This window comes from Proteiniphilum sp. LBM24028 (assembly GCF_056629195.1).
Genome location: NZ_CM152817.1, coordinates 1,642,000 through 1,667,033, shown reverse-complemented (window position 1 = coordinate 1,667,033; position 25,034 = coordinate 1,642,000). Strand labels below are relative to the sequence as shown.

Sequence of the window (25,034 nt, the reverse complement as noted above, 5' to 3'; positions counted from 1 at the left end):
CATTATGGGCTTATTTTCATTTACACAGGAGCTGGCGATGGACCTTGGTACTGCCAACTCGGTGATTGTGAACAATGCAGGGAAGATATTGCTGGACGAACCTTCCATTGTGGCTTTGGATCGCAAGACCGAGAAAATGATTGCTTTGGGTGAGAAAGCAAGGCAGATGCACGGAAAAACGCACGAAAATATACGCACGGTTAGGCCATTGAGAGATGGGGTGATTGCCGATTTCAACGCTGCGGAACAGATGATTCGCGGAATGATTAAGGCTGCCAATAAAAATAAAGGAGGATTGTTTTCACCCTCATTGCGTGTGGTGGTTTGTATTCCTTCGGGAAGTACCGAGGTGGAAATTAGGGCCGTCCGTGACTCGGCCGAGCATGCCGGCGGACGAGATGTATACATGATCTTTGAGCCCATGGCAGCCGCGCTGGGAATTGGCCTTGATGTGGAAGCACCCGAGGGAAACATGATCGTGGATATAGGCGGTGGTACCACGGAGATTGCCGTGATTTCACTGGGCGGAATTGTATCAAACAAATCGATCAAGATTGCAGGGGACGACTTTACCGAAGATATTCAGGATTATATGGGCCGTCAGCACAATATCAAAGTGGGTGACCGTACAGCAGAGCAAATTAAGATCAAGGTCGGATCGGTACTGACCGAACTTGATAATCCACCGGAAGATTTCGTGGTTCACGGGCCCAACAGGATGACTTCCCTGCCGATGGATGTACCGGTCTCTTATCAGGAAGTGGCACATTGCATCGAAAAATCGGTAACGAAAGTCGATTCGGCTGTATTAAGCGCACTGGAACAGACTCCCCCGGAGCTGTATGCTGATATTGTTAGAAATGGTATCTACCTGACTGGTGGAGGCGCTCTTTTGCGTGGTCTGGACAAGCGGTTGACCGACAAAATTGGTATTCCGTTCAGGGTGGTGGATGATCCGTTGCACATGGTGGCAAAAGGCACCAGTATTGCATTGAGGAATATTGACAAATTTACTTTTTTGATGCGGTAAAATCGCTGTCGGCTTTTAGCATTAAGCTATTGGCTTATATCACAATATCACAGACAATGGCAGGCTTGCATGCGGAATCTTTTCAACTTCATCTTCCGAAACGGTCACTGGCTGGTAGCAATATTGCTTGTTGCTTTCAGTTTTTATCTTGTTTTCGCGCATAATTCATACCAGCGGAGTGTTTATCTTACTTCTGCAAACAGCGTGTCGGGATGGTTTTATTCGACAACCAATAACATCGCATCATTTTTTCTGCTGAAAAAAAGTAATGAGCAGTTATTGGAACGCAACGCGCTTTTGGAGAGGAGACTTCATGTTTTTCAGGAGCTTCTGGACAGTCTTGTTGCTCCCGATTCCGTGGAGGTGACTGCTTTTGCACCCGATTCTATAGTCACACCTCAGTTCGATTTTATTCCGGCAGGAGTAGTCAACCTCAGTTATTCGGGTGTGAATAATTTTATCACTCTCAACAAAGGATCTTCACACGGTATTAAACCTGATATGGGAGTTATTTCACAACAGGGTGTGGTGGGTGTGGTCGCAAATGTATCTCCCCATTTTTCAGTCGTGATTCCTGTCATTAATCCCAAATTCCGGTTAAGCGCCCGGTTAAGGAACTCCGAGAACTACGGTTCCATATCATGGGACGGGGGTAACATCCGTCAGGCTCAATTGCAGGATCTGCCAAAGCATGAAGCGTTTCACGAGGGAGATACGGTGGTGACCAGTTTCTCGCGTATCTTTCCAAAGAATCTGATTATTGGCTTTGTGAGTGATACGGGTAAGTCCGGCGACGACAATTTTAACACGTTTAACGTGCATCTTGCAACCAATTTTTATACGCTTCAGGATGTACTGGTGATAAAGGACCGGCTGTATGATGAACAACAAACACTTGAAGAGACTTTACAGCAATGAAAATCAGTTATCTCTACGAAATTGTGTTGTTTATATTGCTCATCCTGTTGCAGGTATTGCTATTAAACAGGATAAGCTTCTTCGGTATTGCCACACCGGTGTTGTATCTTTATTTTCTGCTGAAGCTGACAATGGGCCGAAACTTTCTTTACGTGATTATCTCAGGTTTCCTTCTGGGTTTGGCAATTGATATTTTTTTGAATACTCCCGGAATGAATGCTGCGGCAACGACCATTGTGGCGGCATGCAGAAAACCATTCATGAATCTGTTCTTCGAAAAGGATGAATATGACGATTTCGTTCCAGGTATTTATACTGCTACGGGACCATTTATTCGTTTTACCATTCTGATGGTGTCGTTGCATCTCACCCTGCTTTTTTTTATTGAGTCATTCACATTGTTTAATCTGCCGGCTACCCTGCTGCGCATAGTCTCTTCCTCGGTTATTTCGATCCTTCTGATTTTTGCATTGGACAGCTTCATTTTTAAGAGAAAACGTGGTGAACAAGTATAACGCTCTGGCAAAAAGAAAACAGGTGATCGCTGCGGGAGTGGTAATCGCGGGCCTTGTATACCTGGTTCAACTGTTTAATTTGCAAATTCTTAGTCCCCAGTATCGGGACTATGCCGACAGCAACGCTTTTTTGCGGCGAACGCTTTATCCGTCACGGGGAGCCATTTACGACCGAAAAGGGAACCTGCTTGTTTATAACCGGCCCACCTACGATGTGATGATGGTGGTGAGAGAGATGAAACAATTTGACACTCTCGATTTCTGTGGTACACTGAATATCGACATGAATCGATTTCACTCTTTGAATGCCGATATGAGAGACCGTCGGAAGAATCCCGGGTATTCAACCTATACCCCGCAACTGTTCATGTCGCAGCTCGATGTGGAAGAGTATGGTCTGCTGCAGGAAAAGCTCTACAAATTTCCGGGTATCTACATCCAGAACAGAACAGAAAGACAGTATAATTATCCCAACATGGGGCTCATTCTCGGTTACGTGGCCGAGGTGGATAAAAATAAAATGGTTGCCGATCCTTATTATGTGAGGGGCGATTATGTGGGAAAATCGGGTATCGAGCTGTCTCACGAGGAAGATCTCCGGGGTGAAAAGGGAGTGGAAGTATTGCTGAGGGATGCACACGGAAGGGTGCAGGGACGTTACGATGACGGGAAACAGGACAAGGCGCCCAAATCGGGAAAAGATCTTACATTGAGCATCGATATTGATTTACAGGCATACGGGGAATTGCTCATGCAAAATAAAGTGGGCAGCATTGTGATGATTGAGCCGGCTACCGGTGAAATACTCTGTATGGTGTCGGCGCCGACGTATGATCCTGCCCTCCTCACCGGAAAAGCGTTCGGTACAAACTATCGTCAACTTGAGGCCAATCCGTACAAGGCTTTGTTTAACAGGTCTATTGCAGGTACTTATCCACCAGGGTCGACTTTTAAACCCACGCAGGGGCTCATCTTTCTGCAGGAAGGAATCATCACGCCCGAAACAAGATATTCCTGTTTTGGCGGATATCCCCCGTTGGGAGGCCGTCCGGGCTGCCACGGACATGCTTCTCCGCTTGCAATACAGTATGCACTCGCCACATCCTGTAACTCTTTTTTTAGTTACGGACTTAACGGCATGCTGGGCAACAGAACCAAATATTCAAGTACCTCCGGTGCCTTCGATGTATGGCGCGATCACATGGTGAATATGGGGTTTGGTTATCCGCTTGGGGTTGATCTTCCTTCCGAGAAAAGCGGCTTCATCCCCAACAGTAAGTTTTATACAAATGTGTTCAAGACTGATCGTTGGGTTGCGCACAACATTATTTCCATTGCCATTGGCCAGGGAGAGATTCTGGCTACACCGCTACAGATTGCCAATCTGGGAGCCACCATCGCAAACAGGGGATATTACTATACCCCGCATGTGGTTCGTGAACGAAAAGGAGCATCGCTCGATGCGGCCTTTACTACACGACACGAAACAGGTATCAACAGGGAGCATTATGAAGTGACTGTCGCCGGCATGGCCGATGCAGTCACCATAGGTACTTGTCGCGGTATCAACCTGGCTCCCCTTGTAGATGTCTGCGGAAAGACAGGTACGTCGGAAAACCCCCATGGCGATGACCATTCAATCTTTATGGGGTTTGCACCGAAAGACAATCCACAGATTGCAATTGCAGTCGTGGTTGAAAATGGCCGTTTTGGAGCTACCAACGCTGTGCCTATTGCACGGCTTATGATGCAGAAATTTTTCTCAGGAGAGATTCCCGAGAGCGACAAATGGCTGGAGACATCTATTATAAACCGGGTCATACTGCCTTACACATATACCCGAAACATGCCTGCAAATTAAATTAAAGTACAAAAATAAATAGCATGGTTATGGTTTATCAGGGAAGCAGGGAGATTGTGGAAAAGGGAAAAGTGGACTGGATAACGACTGGTCTCTACCTTCTTTTCGTGACCCTGGGATGGCTTAATATTTATGCTGCCAGCTTCGATCTGGAGAATGCTACCAGCCTGTTCGACCTTTCGGGCAGGGCCGGCATGCAGCTTGTATGGATCGGTACCTCCCTGCTCCTGGCTTTTGCATTGCTGAAAATAGAAGTGGGTTTCTATGAGACTTATTCATTTATTTTTTACCTTGCCGGAATTGGACTATTGCTTCTTACCCTTCTCGTTGCGCAGGAAATAAACGGTTCACGGTCGTGGCTGGTCATTGGTCCCGTAAGGCTGCAGCCGGCCGAGTTTATGAAGTTCACCATTGCACTGGCACTGGCACGGGTGTTCAACACCTACGGATTTCGATTGATGATACGCAATAACCTCTTGTTGGTAAGCTGTATTATTTTATTACCCGTACTGCTTGTAATTGCACAGAAAGAAACAGGGACGGCGCTGGTTTATCTCTCTCTCCTGCTGGTATTGTATAGGGAAGGACTCCCGGGCGGAGTGCTTTTCATGGGAGTAGCATCTGTGTTGTACTTCGTTTTGGGAATAAAATTTTCCGACGTACAAATGGGATTTCTTTCGAAAGGAGAATTGATCGCCATTATCCTGATTGTCATCTTTTCGGCCGCAATGGTGTGGAATTATTTAAAACGACGGAAGGAGGTTTTAATCATACTCCTTTTATTGGTTCTTGTTTTCCTGGGCACTTACGTGATATCGTTTTTTTCTGTCCCCGTAGATTGGGGAATCACCGCGATCACAGCCTTTTCGATGACGGGTCTCTACCTTCTTTTTTTATTTTTCCGGAATCGCAAAAAGCATTATCTGTATATTCTTCTGTTTATGATTGGTTCATTTGTTTTCCTTGAATCGGTGGAGTATGTATTCTATGATGTGCTGCAACCGCATCAGCAGATGCGCATCAAGGTGACCTTGGGCATGGAACAGGATCTGAGCGGGGCAGGGTATCACGTGGGACAGTCGAAAATTGCCATTGGCTCGGGAGGTCTTACCGGTAAGGGTTTTCTTAACGGTACCCAGACCAAATTAAAGTATGTTCCGGAGCAGGATACCGACTTCATTTTTTGCACAATCGGTGAAGAACACGGTTTCATTGGTTCTGCAATCATCATGATACTCTACATGGTTTTTATCCTGCGTCTGCTGAACCTGGCCGAACGGCAGACTACCACCTTCGGACGGGTATATGGCTATGGAGTGGTGAGTGTCTTTATTTTTCATCTGATTGTCAATATAGGGATGGTGATCGGCATAATGCCCGTAATTGGCATTCCTTTGCCATTCTTTAGTTATGGCGGTTCATCGTTGTGGGGTTTTACAATTCTTCTTTTTATTTTTTTACGGATCGATAAATCCCGTAAACGGAGCTGATCTGTATAAAGTGGACACACACCAATTATCACAACCAGTGCGTGTCCGATCAATTAGAACCCAATTTAATTGCAGGATTTTGGTGTGGAGACCCATGGGAGGGTTTCCGTTTCCTGCAATACCTTTATCATTCAGATATTTTCATTATTTATGTTCCTTAAAAATATCCGTATATTTGACATGGGTGAAAGAAAATAGTTTAATTTTGTATCAAATAGATCGATAAGCGATCCTGACCAACGACCCCAGGCCCTCCTATCAGGATGATTCATAGAGAGTGTACGGAATAACTTTTGCCGGATTGAATATCCTTTATTGTAAACGGAAAAACTGATTGTAATCGAAATAACAGGGTTATGAAGTACCTTATTGGAATATGGCTGATGAACCTTATTTTCCAAACGGTCGCTGCGCACACCACACAGGTCCGCACAGACAGTATTGCCTTGTATTTCAGCGAAGCAAAAAAAGCCACGCAGCAACATGCCGGCTTATGGAACAGAGATCTTTACGGACCCCTCCTGCTGGCAGATCCCCAAACACGTCAGGTATACGCCAATGCGCCCGATAAAGCAGGATTACTCCATTCCCTGAACGGTATCTATCAGGGCATATTACCCAAAGATATCCCCATTGCCAATACCGAAATATCCTGGAACGGTGTTCATTGGGCAATGGTAAAACTACCCCTGCCCGACAAAAGAGAGGACCGGACAGATCTTATTACGCATGAATTGTTTCACGTTGCGCAACCTTCACTCGGGTTTGAACTCAAACGGGAGGAAAATATTCATTTGGATGACAGGGAAGGTCGAATCTATCTGCGCCTTGAAATGGCCGCTCTCAGAGAGGCATTGTTGTCCAGCCGTCTTTCCCGGTCGGAAGAGCACTTGCGTAATGCTTTAATATTCAGGAGGTACAGACATCTGCTCTTTAGAGGTGCAGATGCCTCGGAAAACAGTCTTGAATTGTTGGAGGGGCTGGCAAGCTACACCGGTCAGATGATGAGCGGGCGCGATAAGTGGCAATTGCGTGATTACCTTATTAACCGTATAAACGCCTTTGAAGAGTTACCTTCCTACGTACGCACTTTTGCTTATGAAACAATACCCGTATATGGTTTTTTTCTTTATCAGAAAGATAACAACTGGAATAAGAAGATTGATTCCGACAGTGATCTTACCGCCTTCTTTTCGGATGCATTCGGAATGGAGATGCGAATTATTCTGCAGACCTACGTCAAACAGGTGGCAGATGAGTACAACGGCAGGACCATCGTAGACGAAGAACAGAGCCGGGAGATATCTCACAGCGCGCGTCTCGACCTGTACAGGCAGAAGTTTTTAGAGAATCCGCATCTGGAGATCCGCCTGGGAGACATTGAAATTTCTTTCGATTTCCAAAATGTGATTCCTCTCGACGAGGATGAGGGAATGGTGTATTTTACCATACAGATTAGCGATCAGTGGGGCATACTTACCGTTGATGGCGGAGGGGCTTTGTTGCGATCGGACTGGCGTTGGGTGATTGTGTCCGAACCTCTCGAAATTCAGAAGGAAATAGTCCGTGGCGATGGTTGGGAAATTGAACTCAATGAGGGATACTACATCGAAAAAACGGTTTCAGGAAATTATTTGTTGTCGCGAAAAAACAGGTGAATGCATTATTTTTTCTATCTTTGCGGCTTGTATTCAAACAGATGAGCCGATGCAAAAAATTGTGCGTTTTTTAGCGAAACTGATCATGTGGTTTTTGATACTCTCCGTTGGAGGAGTACTACTGTTCAGATTTGTGCCGGTTTATTTTACACCGCTTATGGGTATCCGTGTGGTACAGTCGTTCGCTCAGGGTAAATCGCCGCAGTTTCATCACGATTGGGTCTCCTCCGGTCATATTTCCAATCATCTGAAACGTGCCGTAATTGCATCCGAAGACCAGCGTTTTTATCTGCACAACGGGTTCGACCGCGTAGAAATCAAGAAAGCACTGAAGGAAAACAAGACCCGTAAGCGGGCCCGCGGAGCAAGCACCATCTCCCAGCAAACAGCCAAGAACCTTTTCCTGTGGCCACATTCCTCCTGGTTCAGAAAAGGGTTGGAGGTCTATTTTACACTACTCATTGAGTTAATATGGTCCAAAGATCGGATATTGGAGGTATATCTTAACAGCATGGAGACCGGTAAGGGTATCTATGGAGCGGAAGCGGTAGCCCGCCTTCACTTCAACACCACTGCGGAAAAACTGTCGGCATCCCAGTCTGCGCTGATAGCTGCCACCTTACCCAACCCACTGGTTTATAGTTCCCGGAATCCTTCGGCCTACATAAAAAAAAGACAGGCAAGTATTCTCAGGCAGATGAATACCGTACGCCTGCAGAAGGATTAACATAATATGCAGTCGTGACTGCTTCATATGAAACAGGATGTCATATTTGGCAGGGATAAAGAAAATCGTTAATTTTACGATCCGAAAGAAGTGGAGCGAATGAATGCAGAAGAAAAAAAAGTTGTCACCAGAATGGTCAGCATCTACTGCCGGTCGGTACACGGTTCAAGCACACAACTATGCGATAAATGCAGCGCGCTGTTGACATATGCGCATCAGCGTCTGGAACGTTGTCCGTTCGGAGAAGAAAAACCTACCTGTGCATCCTGTCCCATTCATTGTTACAAGCCGGAAATGCGTATGAAAATTAAAGAGACTATGCGTACAGCGGGGCCAAGTATGTTTTTCCTGCATCCGATAGATACTTTGAAACATTTTTATAAGGAACGGCAACGCAATCGCCACTTCGCGGTAAAAACAAAACCATCCCAAAAAACAGAATAATTGTCTTTACTCAATCCCCATAGTGTGATGGCCGATGTGCTTGCGGAGCACAATGAGCTGATTCCCGTACTGAACCGTTTCGGCATCAGAATAGGAGTGGGGGATAAGACCATACTGGAAATCTGTGCGGAATACCAGCTCAATCCCAACCTTGTGCTCACTGTACTCAATGTTTGTCTCGACAAGTCTTACCTGCCGAAATCGACACTCATGTTGTTCGATGCCGAATCCATTGCCGATTACTTTCGCCATACCGTGGAGAATTATCTTCACGAGCTGGTACCCAACATCGAGATTCATCTTAATGCACTGATCGCAACGGGAGGCACGGATAACAAAGAACTGGGAATGCTCCGCGTTTTATTTTTGAAGTTTAAGGAGAGGATGACCGATTATCTGCAGCAACATGCAGAATATGCCGATGACCTCCCCGACGACCTGCTGCATGATCTGAAGAGTATCCTCATCAAGCATCTCTCGGTTGAACACAACCAGAACCTGAGTTATGCCGTGATCTTCTCCCTGCACTCTTTCGAAAAGGACCTTGCTGCGCATAACCGGCTCCGTAATAAGGTGTTACAGCCGAAGCTCAACGAGCTGGACTCTCTGGGCATAAGGCAACTACAACATACTATTTCCAGCGAACACGGACACCAAAAGGAGAATGCCGATCTTCAGCTGACCAATAGGGAAACGGAAATACTCAAACTTATCGTAAAGGGGTATCTCAATAAGGAGATTGCCGACGAACTGAATATCAGTCACAATACGGTGCTGACACACCGTAAAAACATCATTGCCAAAACAGGTATCAAAACCGTGTCGGGACTTACTTTCTATTGTATCCGCAAAGGGTTGATACAGATGTAAAATTTCACTCAAAGATAATATGTCAAAAAATAACTTCCTTCGTGGGCCGCTCACCAACTATGGTGAGATAATGGAGCATAAATATGATCTGGTCATCCTTCCCTGGGGAGCCTTTGAACCGCACAACCGTCATCTTCCCTATCTGACCGATTGCTTCCTTTCATATGAGATTGCCTGTGATTGTGCAGACAGGGTCTATGATCGGGGTATTACCTGCATGGTGTTGCCGCCTGTATGGTTTGGTTCACAGAACGCGGGACAGTGGAACAAACCTTTCTGCGTACACACACAAAGTGAGACCCAAAAAGCAATTCTCGCCGATATTGTAGCATCACTCCATGAGCAGGGCTTCCGGAAACTGGTCATCATCAACGGGCATGGAGGAAACAGTTTCAAGCCTTACATCCGTGATCTGGCGATGGATTTTCCAGATTTTCGTATTGTGGTGGCCGACTGGTACTCGATTATTCCCACAGATGCGTATTTTGAAGAAAAACCCGACGAGCATGCCGGTGAACAGGAGACATCAGCGATGCTTCATTACCATCCTGAACTGGTCGCTATGGAGCGGGCGGGCGACGGTCCTGTTTCACCGTCGCAGATAGAGGCTGTAGATAAAAAAATTGGATGGATGCCACGCAACTGGGACGAGATCTCCGTGGACACTGGAATCGGTAATCCAAAAAAATCGACCGCCGAAAAGGGAGCGCGTTACGTGCAGGCTGTCATCGAAAAAATAGGAGAGCTGCTGATTGATTTGAAAGAGGCAACATAGATATATTATACCGCCTAAAAAAGCGAAGGCGAAGAAGAAAACATCAAAATAATAACAGAGTAAGTATGAGTAAACAGAGAGAAAAACTTTTCGCAGATTTTCCTCCCGTTACCACCGGAGAGTGGATGGAAGTCGTTACCAAAGACCTGAAAGGGGCTGATTTTCAAAAAAAACTGGTGTGGAAAACAAATGAAGGGTTTCATGTGAATCCATTTTATCGTGCAGAAGACGTGGAAGGCTTTCCCGCGTTGGAGAACTTGCCGGGACAATTTCCCTACATTCGGGGTACGAAAAAGGAAAATGTATGGTACGTGCGTCAGGAAATCGACGTGCAGGATTTTGCCGAAGCCAACAAAAAGGCATTGGCACTTTTGGAAAGGGGAATAACCTCTTTGGGATTTCATTTGCCGAAGAATGCACTTTCGGCCGAAAACATGGAAATACTTCTTCAGGGGATTGCGCCCGACAGGGTGGAGCTGAACTTCCGTACCTGTATCTCACGTACAGTAGATTTGGCCCGACTGGTAGTTGATTATGTGATAAACCGTAACCTGAACGTGATGGAATGCTTCGGTTCCATAGAGTTTGATCCATTCCGGAAGATACTGAAAAAGGGTATAGATGAACCCGGCTGGGTAGCGAAGGCCGTGGAGATTGTGCAGATTACTGCCCCTCTGCCACGGTATCGTGCCATCTCTGTGACTGGCAACCGGATGAATGATGCCGGTGCATATAGCTTTCAGGAACTGGGTTACAGCCTGGCTTACGGCAATCAGGTATTGTCTGAGCTAATAAATAACGGGCTTCCACCCGCTATGGCTGCAAAAAAAATAAAGTTTGAGTTTGGTGTGGGATCCAACTATTTCATGGAGATTGCCAAGTTCAGAGCTGCACGCTGGTTGTGGGCCGAGATTGTGGATGCATACAAGCCTCCTTGTCCAAACCAATGTGATAACAAGGCTGCAGATGGTACCTGCCGTTGTGCTGCGAAGATGAATATTCATGCTACCACTTCCCAATTTAATCAATCGTTGTATGATCCATATGTGAATCTTCTGCGTACACAGACTGAAGCAATGTCGGCCATAATTGGTATGGTAGATTCGTTGACGGTACGTTCCTTCGATGAAGCGTTTGAAACACCCACAGCCTTTGCGGAACGTATTGCAGCAAACCAGCAACTGTTACTGAAAGAAGAAGCTCATTTCGATAAAATTACTGATCCTTCCGCGGGTTCTTATTATATTGAAACGCTTACCGCTTCGTTGGCACAACAGGCATGGAAGCTCTTCCTCGAAACGGAGGAGACGGGGTTTTATGCTGCCTTGAAGGCAGGCAGTGTACAGGATGCCGTCAATGCTTCTGCCCATGCCCGCTCCAATGCTGCTGCAAACCGCAGAGAGATCCTGCTCGGTACCAACCAGTATCCCAACTTCAGGGAGACTATGGCTGGAAAAATAGAAAACAAGGAATCCCATGGTTGCGGCTGCGGCAGTAACGAGGCCGCCACGCCACTGAAGAAACTCAACACGGGACGTCTTGCCGATGCTTTCAATTCATTGCGTCTGGCAACAGAGCAAAGCGGAAAAACACCAAAGGTGTTTATGCTTACCATTGGCAGCCTGGCCATGCGCCTGGCACGTTCTCAGTTCTCGAGTAACTTCTTTGCTTCGGCAGGCTATGAGCTGATCGACAATCTGGGCTTCAATACCGTGGAAGAAGGCGTGCAGGCAGCTCGTGAAAAGGGAGCCAATGTGGTGGTACTCTGCTCCAGCGACGACGAATATGTCACCTATGCGCCTGAAGCATTCAACCTTTTAAAGGGAGGAAAGGAACTGTTTGTAGTGGCCGGTGCTCCCGCATGCATGGATGAGCTGAAGTCAGCGGGTATCGAACATTTCATCCACGTGCGAAGCAATGTACTGGAGACACTGCAAATGTTTAATGAGAAGCTATTGTAGATTCAGGATTCAAGAAGCAAGATTCGAGATTCAAGAATCAATACAATAATTTATTAGAAAACAAATAGCTGAAAGCTGAACAATGACAAAAAAACATATGAAACGAGCAAGTAGTCATAACGCCCAAGTTAATGATTAAAAGCGAAAGGTTGCCTCCGGCTATCATTTTCAATGGAAGTCGGCGATTTCGCTTCGCTCAATTTCATACACCATAGTGTAAAAAATAAAATAATCGTATGAAACCTGATTTTAAGGAAATAGATATTCAATCGGATGGTTTTTCGGCCGTTCACGTGGGGGAGTGGGTTGAAAAGAATGAGATCAAAGCCGATTGGCTCACACCGGAACAGATTCCGGTGAAACCGGTCTACACCAAGGAAGATCTCGAAGGCATGGAGCATCTGAACTATGCTGCAGGCATCGCTCCCTATCTGCGTGGACCCTATTCCACCATGTACGTGATGCGTCCCTGGACCATCCGTCAGTACGCCGGATTCTCCACGGCAGAGGAATCAAATGCCTTCTACCGCCGCAACCTGGCGTCGGGGCAGAAAGGCCTTTCAGTGGCTTTCGACCTGCCCACGCACCGCGGTTACGATGCCGATAACGACCGGGTGGTGGGTGACGTAGGTAAGGCGGGTGTATCTATCTGCTCGGTGGAAGATATGAAGATTCTCTTCGATGGTATTCCCCTGAACAAGATGTCGGTCTCAATGACCATGAACGGTGCCGTACTGCCCATCCTTGCATTCTACATCGTGGCTGCACAGGAGCAGGGAGCCAAACTGGAAGAGATGGCAGGTACCATCCAGAACGATATTCTGAAGGAGTTCATGGTGCGTAACACCTACATTTACCCTCCCGGGTTCTCGATGAAGATCATCGCCGACATCTTCGAGTTCACCTCACAGAAGATGCCCAAGTTCAACTCAATCTCCATCTCCGGATATCATATGCAGGAGGCAGGGGCTACAGCCGACATTGAGCTGGCTTATACGCTGGCCGACGGTATCGAGTATCTGCGTGCCGGCATCAATGCCGGTATCGATGTGGATGCTTTTGCACCCCGTCTCTCCTTCTTCTGGGCCATCGGCATGAATCACTTCATGGAGATAGCCAAGATGCGTGCTGCACGCCTGCTGTGGGCCAAGATTGTGAAGGGCTTCGGTGCCAAGAATCCCAAATCGATGGCACTGCGTACCCACTCACAGACATCGGGATGGTCGCTCACCGAGCAGGATCCCTTCAATAACGTGGGACGTACCTGCGTGGAGGCGATGGCTGCTGCACTGGGCCATACCCAGTCGCTCCACACCAACGCGCTGGATGAAGCCATTGCGTTGCCGACCGATTTCTCGGCACGTATTGCCCGTAATACCCAGATCTACATCCAGGAAGAGACTCAAATCACCCGGCAAGTGGATCCCTGGGCCGGTTCCTATTATGTGGAATCACTTACTCAGGAGCTGGTAGATAAGGCATGGGCCCTCATTGAAGAGATCGAAAAGTTGGGCGGTATGGCCAAGGCCATTGAAACCGGAATCCCCAAGATGCGTATCGAGGAGGCTGCTGCACGCACACAGGCACGTATCGACTCCGGTGTGCAGGCAATCATCGGTGTAAACCGTTACAGGCTGGAACAGGAAGATCCCATCGACATCCTGGATATCGACAATACCGAAGTACGCAAGCAGCAGGTAGAACGGTTGAGCCAGCTGAGGGCAACCCGTGATAATGAAGCGGTACAAAAAGCGCTGGATGCCATCACCCGCTGTGTGGAAACCAAAGAAGGCAATCTCCTTGCCCTGTCGGTAGAAGCAGCACGGGTACGTGCCACATTGGGTGAGATCTCCGATGCATGTGAAAAAATCGTGGGACGTTATAATGCAATTATCAGAACAATATCAGGCGTGTATTCATCAGAATCAAAAACAGATGCAACGCTCGAGGAAGCGCGTGCACTCACCGATAAGTTTGCCCTGAAGGAAGGGCGCAGACCCAGGATAATGATCGCCAAGATGGGTCAGGACGGGCACGACCGCGGCGCAAAGGTAGTAGCTACGGGTTATGCCGATTGTGGTTTCGACGTGGACATGGGACCCTTGTTCCAGACGCCGGCCGAGGCTGCACGCCAGGCAGTAGAGAACGATGTGCATGTGTTGGGTATTTCCTCGCTGGCTGCCGGTCATAAGACATTGGTACCGCAGGTGATCGAAGAACTGAATCGGCTCGGACGTCCCGACATCGTCGTGATTGCCGGGGGTGTGATTCCTGCTCAGGATTACGATTTTCTTTACCGTGCCGGTGTGGCAGCCATCTTTGGACCGGGAAGCTCCGTGACCAAATCGGCCTGTGAAATCATGCATGTGCTGATGGATGAGTGATCATCCGGTAGTTTTTTAATCATTACAAACCCGCTCCCTCATCCCGTTCCGGTAAGACGGGCAGAGGAGCGGGTTTTTTGTGACTACAGGAAAAGATATGATACACAGGATAGTTTCATGGGGCATATGCTGTTGCGTTTATCTGATACAAGATTATAATTTTCAAGTTCGTTTGCGCGAGAAACTATTGTAATATTTCAAAAGTACTGAAAAACTCTTTTCTATTTTAATTAGGATATCAATATGCCTGTATCATAAATAATCAATATTGTTAAACTCTTCATATAAACAAACAGTTTCGTTGACTAAAATATCAAGTGGCAAATAATTTTCAACTTTAAAGGATAAGCGGTAAACCAGAAATTCAATAATTGATTTTGTTGCCAGATACCCCTGAGCCTCGGGCCTTTGGCAAATCAAGTAATCAATGTATCCTGATTTAATCGCGTGAATATTCTTTTCAGTCATATCAATGCAGACTAATTTGATGTTATTTATATTCTTTTTTTCAAAATAATCAGCAATCACATGCCCTCTTGAATTCAAGACAATTGCACCGTGAATGTTCGGATTTTTTTCAAAATAATCTCCAATAAGCTTGTCATTTCTACTTGAATCCAATGCGGAATACATCACACTATGCAGTTTGTTTGTGAGTTTTTTGTCTTTTAGATATGCTAAAAAACCTCGTTTTCTGAGAATTGTTGTGTTAGCACTTTCATCACCGATTCTCTCAGCCTGGAATAAGACTAATTCAGAATTATATGGTGTTAGTCCTGTTATTAATTTTGACATTATATAACCGCAAGTATATGGATCTGCCACGAAAAACGCGAGTGGAGATGTGTTCTCAACCACTGAATCTACAAAAACATATGGAATCTTCAAGTATTCGAGTTGGCTAACAAGATAAATTGTTTCGTCTCTGAAAGTCGGGCCTATGATAACCGCATCCGCATCATATTTGCTTACTTCGTCAAAGGTTTTTCTACAGTCATATATGTCAAATTGATTGTAATAGAAAAATTTCACACTAATATCAACCCCTTCATATTTTTCTATTGCCCTTTTTATTCCACTTTCCAGGGCGTCCCAGTATTCGCCCTCCGTAAATTGAGGAATGGTAATACAAAGTTTGTAAGTTTTTCTTAAAGCGAGTGCCGATACGTGAATATTCGGCTTATATTCCATCTTTTCAATGGCCTTTTCAATAGCAATCCGACTTGCTTCCGATACGCTCCCCCTGTTATAAAGCACGCGATCTACCGTGCCTACTGATACACCTGCAAGCTTTGCAATATCTTTTATTGTTATTCTTTTCGACATATACAATATTTATTGACGTGAAAATTAATAAATTTCTAATTACAAAGATATAAATTTTTAAATGTGTAGCAACACGGTATGGATTTTATTGGTAAAATTGTATAATAACCTCTATCATTGCTTGATAGGTGTTTTTTATTTATTATTTTATAGATAAAGTGTGAATCATTAAGAAATAATAATATAAATTTAACCATAAAACAGGAGCTTATCTTTAAAAAACACATATCTTTGTGTTGCAACACGGTCCTAATATTGTGTAGCAACACGTTCCTGATATATAGGGTGTTAATGTGTATATCTATTCCCGGTGGTCTTGAATTCATGTATTAACGGACTGAATTTGATATTTATAAACAATGTTTTTTAATTATTCCATGAAGGTGTGATGGAATATTTGTGCAAAAGAGTAAAAAAAGAGATACCATATCATCCGGAAAGCTGTTCGATGTTCTGTTGAAGGAACAAAGAAATACTGATTTCAGAGTAAATACTTTCAGATCAGAAAGTCTGGCTTTCAACAATGTGCTATTCCTGCTGTATGTGTATCGTGTTGGATATTACTGTCTTTAGTGCTTGATGTCGTGATAATTTATTTATATAATCTCAAATAATATGAAAATTATTAAATGCTTCGAAAAACATTCTCTTGCCTATTTAAACGGGCTGTTGTGTAAAAAAGCACTTTTCGTGTTTTTTATTTTCACTATTTTCCTGATACCTTCGAAAGCTGCCGATACAGTAATCGTTTCCGGAACCGTAACTGATGCAACTACAGGTGAACCCTTAATTGGTGTTACAGTGGTTGTAAAAGGTACTAGCCAGGGAGTTGTTACGGATGTAGATGGTAACTACAGGTTGTCGTTACCGTCAACTGACAACGAATTTTTACTTTTTTCCTATGTTGGCTATACAACAACGGAAAAATTATGGAAAGGCGAAACGGTGTTGAATGTTTCTCTTGCTCCTCAGCTTATTGGATTGGATGAGGTGGTGGTGGTAGGTTATGGCACACAGAAAAAAAGTGACATTACGGGTGCTGTGGCCTCTGTCTCGAAAGACAGGATAAACAATGGAGTGGCAACGGATGCTATTCAATATCTTCAGGGCGCTGTTGCAGGTCTGAACATCACACCTACTCAAGCAGGAGCAAATCCGGAAAGTGGCGCTGTACTACTTATCCGTGGCAGGAACTCAATCAGCGCGAGCAACGACCCCCTGATTGTACTCGATGGAGTTACTTTTTATGGAAGCTTGTCGGATATCAATCCGAAGGACATTGAATCCATTGAAGTCTTGAAGGATGCATCGTCAAGTGCTATTTACGGTTCAAGAGCTTCAAATGGAGTAATCCTGATTCAAACCGTAAAGGGTGTGAAAGGGAAACCTACCATTCGTTATGATGCTTTTTATTCCATTCAATCGGTAGCAAATTTTCCACACTTAATGAATGGCGATGAATATCTGGATTTCAAGCAAGGCGCAGATGTTTCAGACGAAGAAAATCTTCCTTTGACAGATTCAGAGCAAGAAGTTTACGACTCCGGAAGTTATAAGTCGTGGACCTGGAGAGATCTCATCATTCAAAATGGAAACAGTACACGCCATAACCTTTCGGTGTCCGGAGGAAACGACCGCATCACTTACAATACAAGTTTTTCCTATTTAGGGACTACCGGTATTGTCTTAAATGATAAATATCAGCGCGGTACTTCCAGAATTAACCTGAAGTCTGATATGAACAACTGGCTGACGTTGGGTACAAATGTAATGCTTTCTTATACCGATAATAGCGGAGCTACTCCTTCCTTTATCGATGTTTTCAATAAATCACCCCTGGCGGTTCCATTCAATCCGGATGGTTCAATAAACATTTACCCGATAGCCGACGAACCAAGAAAACTGAATCCGCTTGAACCTTTATTATACGATGATTTGAACAGAAGATATGCCATCTCTGCCAATAATTATATTAATATTGAACTTCCTTTTATAAAGGGATTCTCATACCAGCTGAATACGGGTGTACAATATTCATCTACTGAAAAGAACTGGTATCACGGTCTTAATACCAATTTGGCCGATGATATAAAAGGAGAAAGCAGAACAAACAATGGAGCCGACCACTCCTATATTTTAGAAAATATTTTTTCCTACAAACGTGATTTTGCAAGACATAGCTTGTTCCTGACAGGATTATACAGTCTTGAAGAAAAAGAGAACAAGAACACAATTATCAGCGCAAGCGGTTTTTCAAATGATTTTCTCTCCTGGTATGGTGCCCCGCAGGCGAGTAAGTACACTCCGGATTATGAGTATAGTAAGACCGATTTGATATCCCAAATGCTTCGCCTAAACTATAGTTATGACAGTCGTTATTTGTTTACAGGTACAGTGAGACGCGATGGTTATTCGGGATTCGGAGAGAAGAGGAAGTATGGAGTTTTTCCGTCTGCTGCCATAGGCTGGAATATCGCAAACGAATCATTTTTCTCGAATGCAAAAGAAAGTGTGAACACGCTGAAATTACGTTTATCTTACGGGAAAAACGGGAATCAGGCCATTGTTCCTTACCAAACCCTGTCTCAGTTAGGTGCCGGAGACTATAATAGCTTGGGAGTACCTCAACCGGGATACATCCCGATCACTCTTGGAACAGCCACGTTGGGGTGGGAAACAACGTATGCATTTAATGTCGGATTGGATTTTGGATTATTCAATTCAAGGATAACAGGAGAAATAAACGTCTATAACAACAATACGGAAGACTTACTCCTGAAACGTTCAATTTCTGCGGTTCATGGCGTGAATTACATTTTTCAAAACATCGGAAAAACCAACAACGAAGGGGTTGAATTTATGGTGAACGCCAATTTAATTCAAACAAGAGACTTTTCATGGTCTACAAATCTGAATATGAGCACTATTCACACCAAAATAGTGGATTTGTACGGAGACGGTAAAGATGATGTCGCCAATAACTGGTTTATTGGGCAACCGATAATGGTAAATTACGACTATAAGTTCATTGGTGTATGGCAACAGTCAGATGAAATCCTGGCGGAACAGTACGGAGCGAAACCGGGCTATGCACGCTATGATGACTTTAATAAGGATGGTGTTTACGGACCGGCCGACCGTCAGCTGATAGGTTCCCCTGAGCCAAGTTTCACATGGGGACTGACAAATAACTTCAAATACAATGATTTTAGCTTGTCATTTTTCATGTATGGAAAAACAGGAGTATTAAAAGCCAATCCTTATAAAGACAGGACTTATTTGATTAAGCAGAATTATTGGACAGTCGACAATCCGACCAATGACTACTGGTCTAATGCAAGTCAGGCAAATAAATACCTTGGCAAAGGAAATTATCCGAGTGTCTATGAAAATGCTGACTTTGTAAGGGTAAAAGAGGTGACGTTGGCTTATTCAATTCCACGTAAAGCCTTGAATGTTATTAGACTGGAGAATGCTAAAGTGTACTTTACCGGTAAGAATTTATTTACTTTTACCAAGTGGGGGGCACTGGATCCGGAACTTGACAATCAAAGAGCTATTCCATTGCAACGGGAATACATTCTTGGTTTGAATTTATCATTCTAAAAAAACTACTTAAACAGAATATAAAATGAAACGAACATGAACATCATTACACCCAAGATGATGATTATCGTGAGTTCCATACACCATAATGTAATAAATGAAATAATCGTATGAAAAAGATAAAAATAACAACAGTGTTAGCAATTTTCCTGTTAATTGGCTTTTTGGGTAGTTGCTCAGATGATATGCTGGTAGAAAAACCTCCACATTTTATTACTGCGGATGTGCTTTACACCAACGTAGACGGTTTTAATGCAGGAATTAATGGACTTTATTCATTGGTTCAGCAAGAAAGAAGCGGAATAAATTATACCGGAGGTTTTGGAAAAATTGACCTTTGTTCTCAAATTTATTTAGCAGGAACGGATAATGTAGCTACCGGAACTTCGGGAGGATTGACTACGCTTTTGGGTGACTGGACTAAAAGCACCTCAACCGATCCCAACCTGGACAAAATATTCTTATGGCTTTATAAGGCGGTCAGTGCTTCCAACCAAATTATTTCGCGTGCAGAAAATCCGGATGTGGATTGGGGAGTAGGCGAAAACAACAAAGAAAAAATTGTAGCAGAGGCACGGGCTATCCGCGCATGGGCTTACCGTCATCTAACCTATTTATGGGGCGATGTACCGTTAATGACAGAAGAAGTGTCGGGCGAAAATATTCAAACAGATCTCGTTCGCGAGAAAGTGTCGGTTATTCGGAAGTTGATGATCAATGATTTAAAGTATGCATCAGAAAATCTACCCTGGATTCCCGAAAAGGCCGGACATATCTCACGCGGTGCAGTTCAAACTTATTTGGCAGAAACCTACCTGGCTGTCGGAAAGCCAGACTCCGCATTATACTGGACTAATGAATGCATTAATAAGGGTCCATATAAGTTGATAACTTCACGGTATGGAGCTAATTCTGACAAACCGGGTGCTGCCTTTATGGATATGTTTCATCCGTCAAAAACCAATATTTCGGATGGAAATACCGAAGCGTTGTGGGTGCTGCAGTACGAACAAAATGTAGTGGGAGGAAGTGATAATCTGATGCGTCATGAAACCACAAACAGGTATGATCAGGTTCAGTATTGTGGTAAAAAGGGATTTCTCACGTACACCGATGAAAGAGGTGGAAGAGGCTGGAGCAGACAGACATTGACCAAAAAAGGCTTGTTACTGTATTATTCATCAAGCGACAGTTTAAATAAAAGATTGGATCAAAGAGGATCGGAATATGCCATTCGAAAATATTTTACAGTAGGAGCATTGGATGATTTTGCCGGAATCCAAAATCCTGCCACAAAACAACTTTGGAAAGCTGGCGATACAGTTTGGCTGGCTACACCTACTTCCAAAAAAAAGGTAACAAACCCTGGAGACAAATTTCAAAGTGGAGCGTATAATTTTAATTTATTGTCTGACAATACATCGAATGATAACAACTGGCCTTACAGCTTGAAATTTGCATATTGTGACCCGGGTTTTCCAACCACCACCGAATCACATTCAGATCAGGTTTTTATGCGTCTCGCAGAAACTGTTTTACTACGTGCGGAAGCAAAAGGACGACTGAACAATCTGCAAGGAGCAGCCGATGATATTAATTTGCTTCGTGATCGCGCAAATGCAAAATTAGTTACAATATCCGATTTAGGTACAGACCTGACTTCCTTCCTGGATTATATTTTGGATGAACGTTCACGGGAACTGCTTCTGGAGGAACAGCGCAGATATACGCTTTTAAGAATGGGAGGGGAGAAATTCTTCTTCAGAAGGGTACAGGAATTTAACAAGATAGATAAGAATATGACGCTTCGTGACACATTATTTGCCATTCCCCAAACAGTAATCGATGCCAATCTGAATTCTGTAATGCCTCAAAATCCAGGTTTTAATCAGTAAAAAAGACCATTAAATGAAGAAATATTTGAATTTAATTGTACTGCTTTTCATCTCATCTTTCGCTTTTTCGCAAGGCGTTGATAGATTGGATGCATTCTGTGGCGATTGGAAATCCACGAGTGGAAATTATTTTGCCCAAGTATACAAAGACAAAAATAATGCATATAAAATCAACATCGTCGATGACCTGACAACGCGCGGCAAACCGATAGCCGAATTGGCCGGCGTGAAAGCAAGTGAGTTTGAGCTGACCATATCAGGCCGCAATTGGAGTGGAAAAATCAGTAAAAAAGATATGAGCCTGAAAAGTGGAAATCAGTCCTTTGCCTTGAAACCCATTATGCGCACTTCTCCAACTATGGGTGCGAAAGCTCCCAAAGATGCCATTGTGCTCTTCAACGGAAAAAACATGGATGCGTGGACCAGGGTAGCCGAAAAAGACTGGTTGGAGGGAGGGGCTCCCGCCGACAACTGGAAAATTTTGCCGGGAGGAATACTTGAAGTTGTGCCAAACAGCGGGTCAATCATTACCAAACAAAAATTTGGCGATTTAGAAATGCACCTTGAGTTTAGATTGCTTGGTGACGTTACAAATGGTGGCGTATATTTAATGTCAAGATATGAATTGAATATAAAAGATGCATATGGGACAGTCGGCGGAACCCCGATTGGTTTCGGAAATGTCTCGGATCCGAAGGATTTATACCCGTCCTTCAATATGGCGTTTCCACCAATGCAATGGCAAACATTTGATATTGACTTCAGAGCCCCCCGGTTCGATGCCACCGGAACAAAAAAAATAGAAAATGCCCGCATTACACTTGTACATAACGGCGTGACCATTTATGATGATGTTGAAATCGTTTCTGTAAAAGGCTCAACGGCTAAATTAGGCGAAGCCGGTGTCGGACCCGTTTATTTGCAAGATCATGGAACAGCTTATCAGTTCAGAAATATCTGGGTAATTGATAAAACGTTGAAAGGGACCGAAAACTTTCAAACTGTGGAAGCGAAATCCGGCCAGGACGATGATTCGGAAACGGTGTCCCCAACCAAAAAAGGAGGCAATAAAGCCGGAGGTAAAAAAGGTGGCGGCAGAAAAAATGCAGGGACTACTGTTGGTGCTGATGTAGCGTTAAAAAACGGTTCAAAGAAAACATCTGTAAATAATAACTCTGCAGATCAAAAGTCCGGGAAGAAAAAAGGAAGCAGCAACAAAAGATACGATGCAAGTTATGAAGGCGAACTAAATCCATTCTACGCGGACAAAAGTGTCAATACAACTTATATTTTTAGTGATAAACCTGCTCCTGCATCAGAGTTTGTGCATCCCGGAATTTTAATTAATTCCGGTCAGTTGGAGGAAATAAGAAACCGTGTTAATAATGGTATTGAACCCCAGAAAACTGCTTTTATGGCATTGAAAGATAGTCGCTACGGCGCTCTGGATTACATGCCTACAGCGTATGATACTGTTTCATGTGGTCCATATTCCAATCCGGATATCGGTTGTAAAGATGAACAGTCAGATGTGATTGCTGCTTATTCTCAAGCATTGCTTTGGGTGATTACCCGTAATAAAACGTATGCCGAGAACGCCATCAGGATAATGAACGAATGGTCATACACCCTCAATGGCGGACACAATTACGCCAATGGCCCTGTTCAGGCTGCCTGGTGCGGATCCGTTTGGCCCCGTGCTGCCGAAATTATCCGTTACACCTACGATGGCTGGAAAGAATCCGACATCGCAAGATTTCAAAACATGCTTCGTACACAGTACTTACCTTCTATCATACATGGTAACTGTGAAAACGGGAACAAGGAATTAGCTATGAGTGAGGCTCTTATCAATATTGGCGTTTTCAATGATGATAAGGAAGTGTTTGACTTGGGTGTGAAGATGTGGCGGGGAAGAACGCCAGCCTATATTTATTTGAAATCGGATGGGCCTACACCGATTGAGCCACCGGGATGCGGAATGGCTATATGGGGAAACAAGGGATATACCCCTGAATTTGTCGATGGACTTCTGCAAGAAACAGCCCGCGATACACACCATGCCTGGATGGCATTTGCCTCCATGGTGAATGCGGCAGAAACAGCCTACATACAAGGGGTTGACTTGTATGGAGAAGAAGGAGAAAGAATCATGGCAGCAATGGAATTTCAAGGGCAATATCTGAAACCCAACAATAGGCCCTGGCCTGAACATTTGGAATTTGCACTGAATCCAACCTGGGAGATTGCCTATAATCATTTCCACAACCGAAAGGGAAATAATTTACCAAAAATTGGCGCAGTAATCCCCACCAATCGTCCTACGGGAACAAATCACCATATTATTTGGGAAACCTTGACTCACGGTGAGATGGGCAATTAAAGCGAGTTTCATATATATTGATGTAAAAAAAATATTTTAATCGTATGAAAGTGAAATTATTTTATAGCGTACTATTTTTAACTGTATTCCTGTTTGGAGCATCAAACTCTTTTGGACAAGATAATTTAATCATCAAACGTCCCGGTAAAGCTGATGTGAAAATTGCGTTGAATGCCTATTCATTCACAAAACCACTATTGAACTACTCAAAAAACCGGAGTGGCGAGAAAATGTCTCTTTTCGAACTGATAGACTGGTGTGCTGTGCAAGGTTTTGACGGTGTTGATCTGACCGGCTATTATTTTCCGAATTATCCTGAATTACCCAGTGATGAATTCATTTATAATCTGAAAAAGTATGCACATACTTCAGGCATTATCATAACAGGTACAGGGGTTCGGAATAATTTTGCCGATCCTGATCCTGCCAACCGTGCTGCCGACGTCAAACACGTGAAGGAGTGGATAGATGTGGCTGCAAAATTGGGAGCGCCCGTTGTGCGTATTTTTGCAGGTCCTGTTCCATCAGGCTATGAAAATAAATGGGATGAGGTGGCCGGATACATGGCCGAAAGCATAAAAGAATGTGCTGATTATGGTAAGGAAAAAGGTATTTTACTTGGAGTTCAGAATCACGGGGATTTCTTGAAAACTGCCGATGAAACGATCAAACTTGTACAAATGGTAAACTCCGAATGGTTTGGTGTGATTGTCGACACCGGTTATTTTTTGACCCCTGATCCCTATGTGGATATTGAAAAAGTGATGCCTTATGCGGTTAATTTTCAGCTGAAAGAGAGTGCATTTGGAGCTGCAAGTGTGGTGCCGATTGATTTAGAGCGTATCATGGAGATTATTAAAAGAACCGGATACAGAGGTTATTTGCCGATTGAAACCTTGTCGAAGTTGGGTGGCAATAAAGCAAGAAAGCAAGCAGAACAAGCAGCGGCTGCCGCGGCCGGTCTCCCAAATAAAACTTCAGGCAAAAAAAATCAAGGTGGTAAAGCAGCGAAAGCAGCGGCAAACAAAGTGACACAAGCTGCATTCTCAAACAAAACATCTGCTGAAAAAAGCATCGCTGTGGAAAAAAAGTCGGGTTATGATCCCTATACGGCAGTGCCTGTTTTTTACAAAAAAGTTAAAGCTGCTCAGAAAGCCGCTTTTGGAGAATAATAAAAAATTAAAAATATCT

17 protein-coding genes are annotated in these 25,034 nt (G+C 44.1%); 16 read left to right on the top strand and 1 reads right to left on the bottom strand.

The window, feature by feature from the left end; all coding sequences use genetic code 11:
- Positions 1-4: 4 nt before the first annotated feature.
- The 12 genes from AC1HCU_RS06625 to scpA all read left to right on the top strand — a co-directional run bounded on the left by AC1HCU_RS06625 (position 5) and on the right by scpA (position 14,633).
- Positions 5-1,030 carry a rod shape-determining protein gene (locus AC1HCU_RS06625; RefSeq protein WP_480370573.1) on the top strand — a complete coding sequence of 342 codons (1,026 nt, stop codon included), beginning with the start codon at positions 5-7 and terminating at the stop codon, positions 1,028-1,030.
- 69 nt (positions 1,031-1,099) lie between these two features.
- Positions 1,100-1,948 carry a rod shape-determining protein MreC gene (mreC, locus tag AC1HCU_RS06620; protein WP_480370572.1) on the top strand — a complete coding sequence of 283 codons (849 nt, stop codon included), beginning with the start codon at positions 1,100-1,102 and terminating at the stop codon, positions 1,946-1,948.
- Complete coding sequence (gene mreD / locus AC1HCU_RS06615) at positions 1,945-2,463, top strand: rod shape-determining protein MreD (protein ID WP_480370569.1); 519 nt, start codon at positions 1,945-1,947, stop codon at positions 2,461-2,463. The genes mreC and mreD overlap by 4 nt, the downstream gene beginning before the upstream one ends.
- Complete coding sequence (locus AC1HCU_RS06610; RefSeq protein ID WP_480370566.1) at positions 2,447-4,324, top strand: penicillin-binding transpeptidase domain-containing protein; 1,878 nt, start codon at positions 2,447-2,449, stop codon at positions 4,322-4,324. The genes mreD and AC1HCU_RS06610 overlap by 17 nt, the downstream gene beginning before the upstream one ends.
- Before the next feature lie 29 nt (positions 4,325-4,353).
- Complete coding sequence (gene rodA / locus AC1HCU_RS06605; RefSeq protein WP_480371091.1) at positions 4,354-5,814, top strand: rod shape-determining protein RodA; 1,461 nt, start codon at positions 4,354-4,356, stop codon at positions 5,812-5,814.
- A gap of 356 nt (positions 5,815-6,170) precedes the next feature.
- Positions 6,171-7,472, top strand: a complete 1,302-nt coding sequence (locus AC1HCU_RS06600; RefSeq protein WP_480370563.1) for a hypothetical protein — start codon at positions 6,171-6,173, stop codon at positions 7,470-7,472.
- A 49-nt stretch (positions 7,473-7,521) separates the two neighbouring features.
- Positions 7,522-8,199 carry a monofunctional biosynthetic peptidoglycan transglycosylase gene (gene mtgA, locus AC1HCU_RS06595; RefSeq protein ID WP_480370560.1) on the top strand — a complete coding sequence of 226 codons (678 nt, stop codon included), beginning with the start codon at positions 7,522-7,524 and terminating at the stop codon, positions 8,197-8,199.
- A gap of 99 nt (positions 8,200-8,298) precedes the next feature.
- On the top strand, positions 8,299-8,643 hold the full coding sequence (locus AC1HCU_RS06590; protein ID WP_480370557.1) for a nitrous oxide-stimulated promoter family protein: 345 nt from the start codon (positions 8,299-8,301) through the stop codon (positions 8,641-8,643).
- Complete coding sequence (locus AC1HCU_RS06585; RefSeq protein ID WP_480370555.1) at positions 8,644-9,513, top strand: LuxR C-terminal-related transcriptional regulator; 870 nt, start codon at positions 8,644-8,646, stop codon at positions 9,511-9,513.
- 19 nt (positions 9,514-9,532) lie between these two features.
- Positions 9,533-10,288, top strand: coding sequence for a creatininase family protein (locus tag AC1HCU_RS06580; protein WP_480370552.1), 756 nt, complete (start codon positions 9,533-9,535; stop codon positions 10,286-10,288).
- A gap of 65 nt (positions 10,289-10,353) precedes the next feature.
- Positions 10,354-12,249 (top strand): methylmalonyl-CoA mutase family protein, encoded by a 1,896-nt coding sequence (locus tag AC1HCU_RS06575; protein ID WP_480370550.1) that lies wholly within the window; start codon positions 10,354-10,356, stop codon positions 12,247-12,249.
- 236 nt (positions 12,250-12,485) lie between these two features.
- Entirely contained in the window at positions 12,486-14,633 is a 2,148-nt protein-coding gene (gene scpA / locus AC1HCU_RS06570; RefSeq protein WP_480370547.1) for a methylmalonyl-CoA mutase, read from the top strand.
- A gap of 252 nt (positions 14,634-14,885) precedes the next feature.
- Here the strand turns inward: scpA and AC1HCU_RS06565 are convergent, their stop codons facing one another.
- Complete coding sequence (locus AC1HCU_RS06565; RefSeq protein ID WP_480370544.1) at positions 14,886-15,959, bottom strand: substrate-binding domain-containing protein; 1,074 nt, start codon at positions 15,957-15,959, stop codon at positions 14,886-14,888.
- 615 nt (positions 15,960-16,574) lie between these two features.
- Here AC1HCU_RS06565 and AC1HCU_RS06560 point away from each other — a divergent pair.
- From AC1HCU_RS06560 to AC1HCU_RS06545, 4 genes are all read left to right on the top strand, one after another.
- Positions 16,575-19,565, top strand: coding sequence for a SusC/RagA family TonB-linked outer membrane protein (locus AC1HCU_RS06560; RefSeq protein WP_480370541.1), 2,991 nt, complete (start codon positions 16,575-16,577; stop codon positions 19,563-19,565).
- Between the two features lie 110 nt (positions 19,566-19,675).
- Positions 19,676-21,460 carry a RagB/SusD family nutrient uptake outer membrane protein gene (locus AC1HCU_RS06555; protein ID WP_286880568.1) on the top strand — a complete coding sequence of 595 codons (1,785 nt, stop codon included), beginning with the start codon at positions 19,676-19,678 and terminating at the stop codon, positions 21,458-21,460.
- Between the two features lie 13 nt (positions 21,461-21,473).
- Positions 21,474-23,843: a 3-keto-alpha-glucoside-1,2-lyase-like domain-containing protein gene (locus AC1HCU_RS06550; RefSeq protein ID WP_480370538.1), complete on the top strand. Its 2,370-nt coding sequence runs from the start codon at positions 21,474-21,476 to the stop codon at positions 23,841-23,843.
- A gap of 263 nt (positions 23,844-24,106) precedes the next feature.
- Positions 24,107-25,015 (top strand): sugar phosphate isomerase/epimerase family protein, encoded by a 909-nt coding sequence (locus tag AC1HCU_RS06545; protein ID WP_480370535.1) that lies wholly within the window; start codon positions 24,107-24,109, stop codon positions 25,013-25,015.
- Positions 25,016-25,034 lie beyond the last annotated feature (19 nt).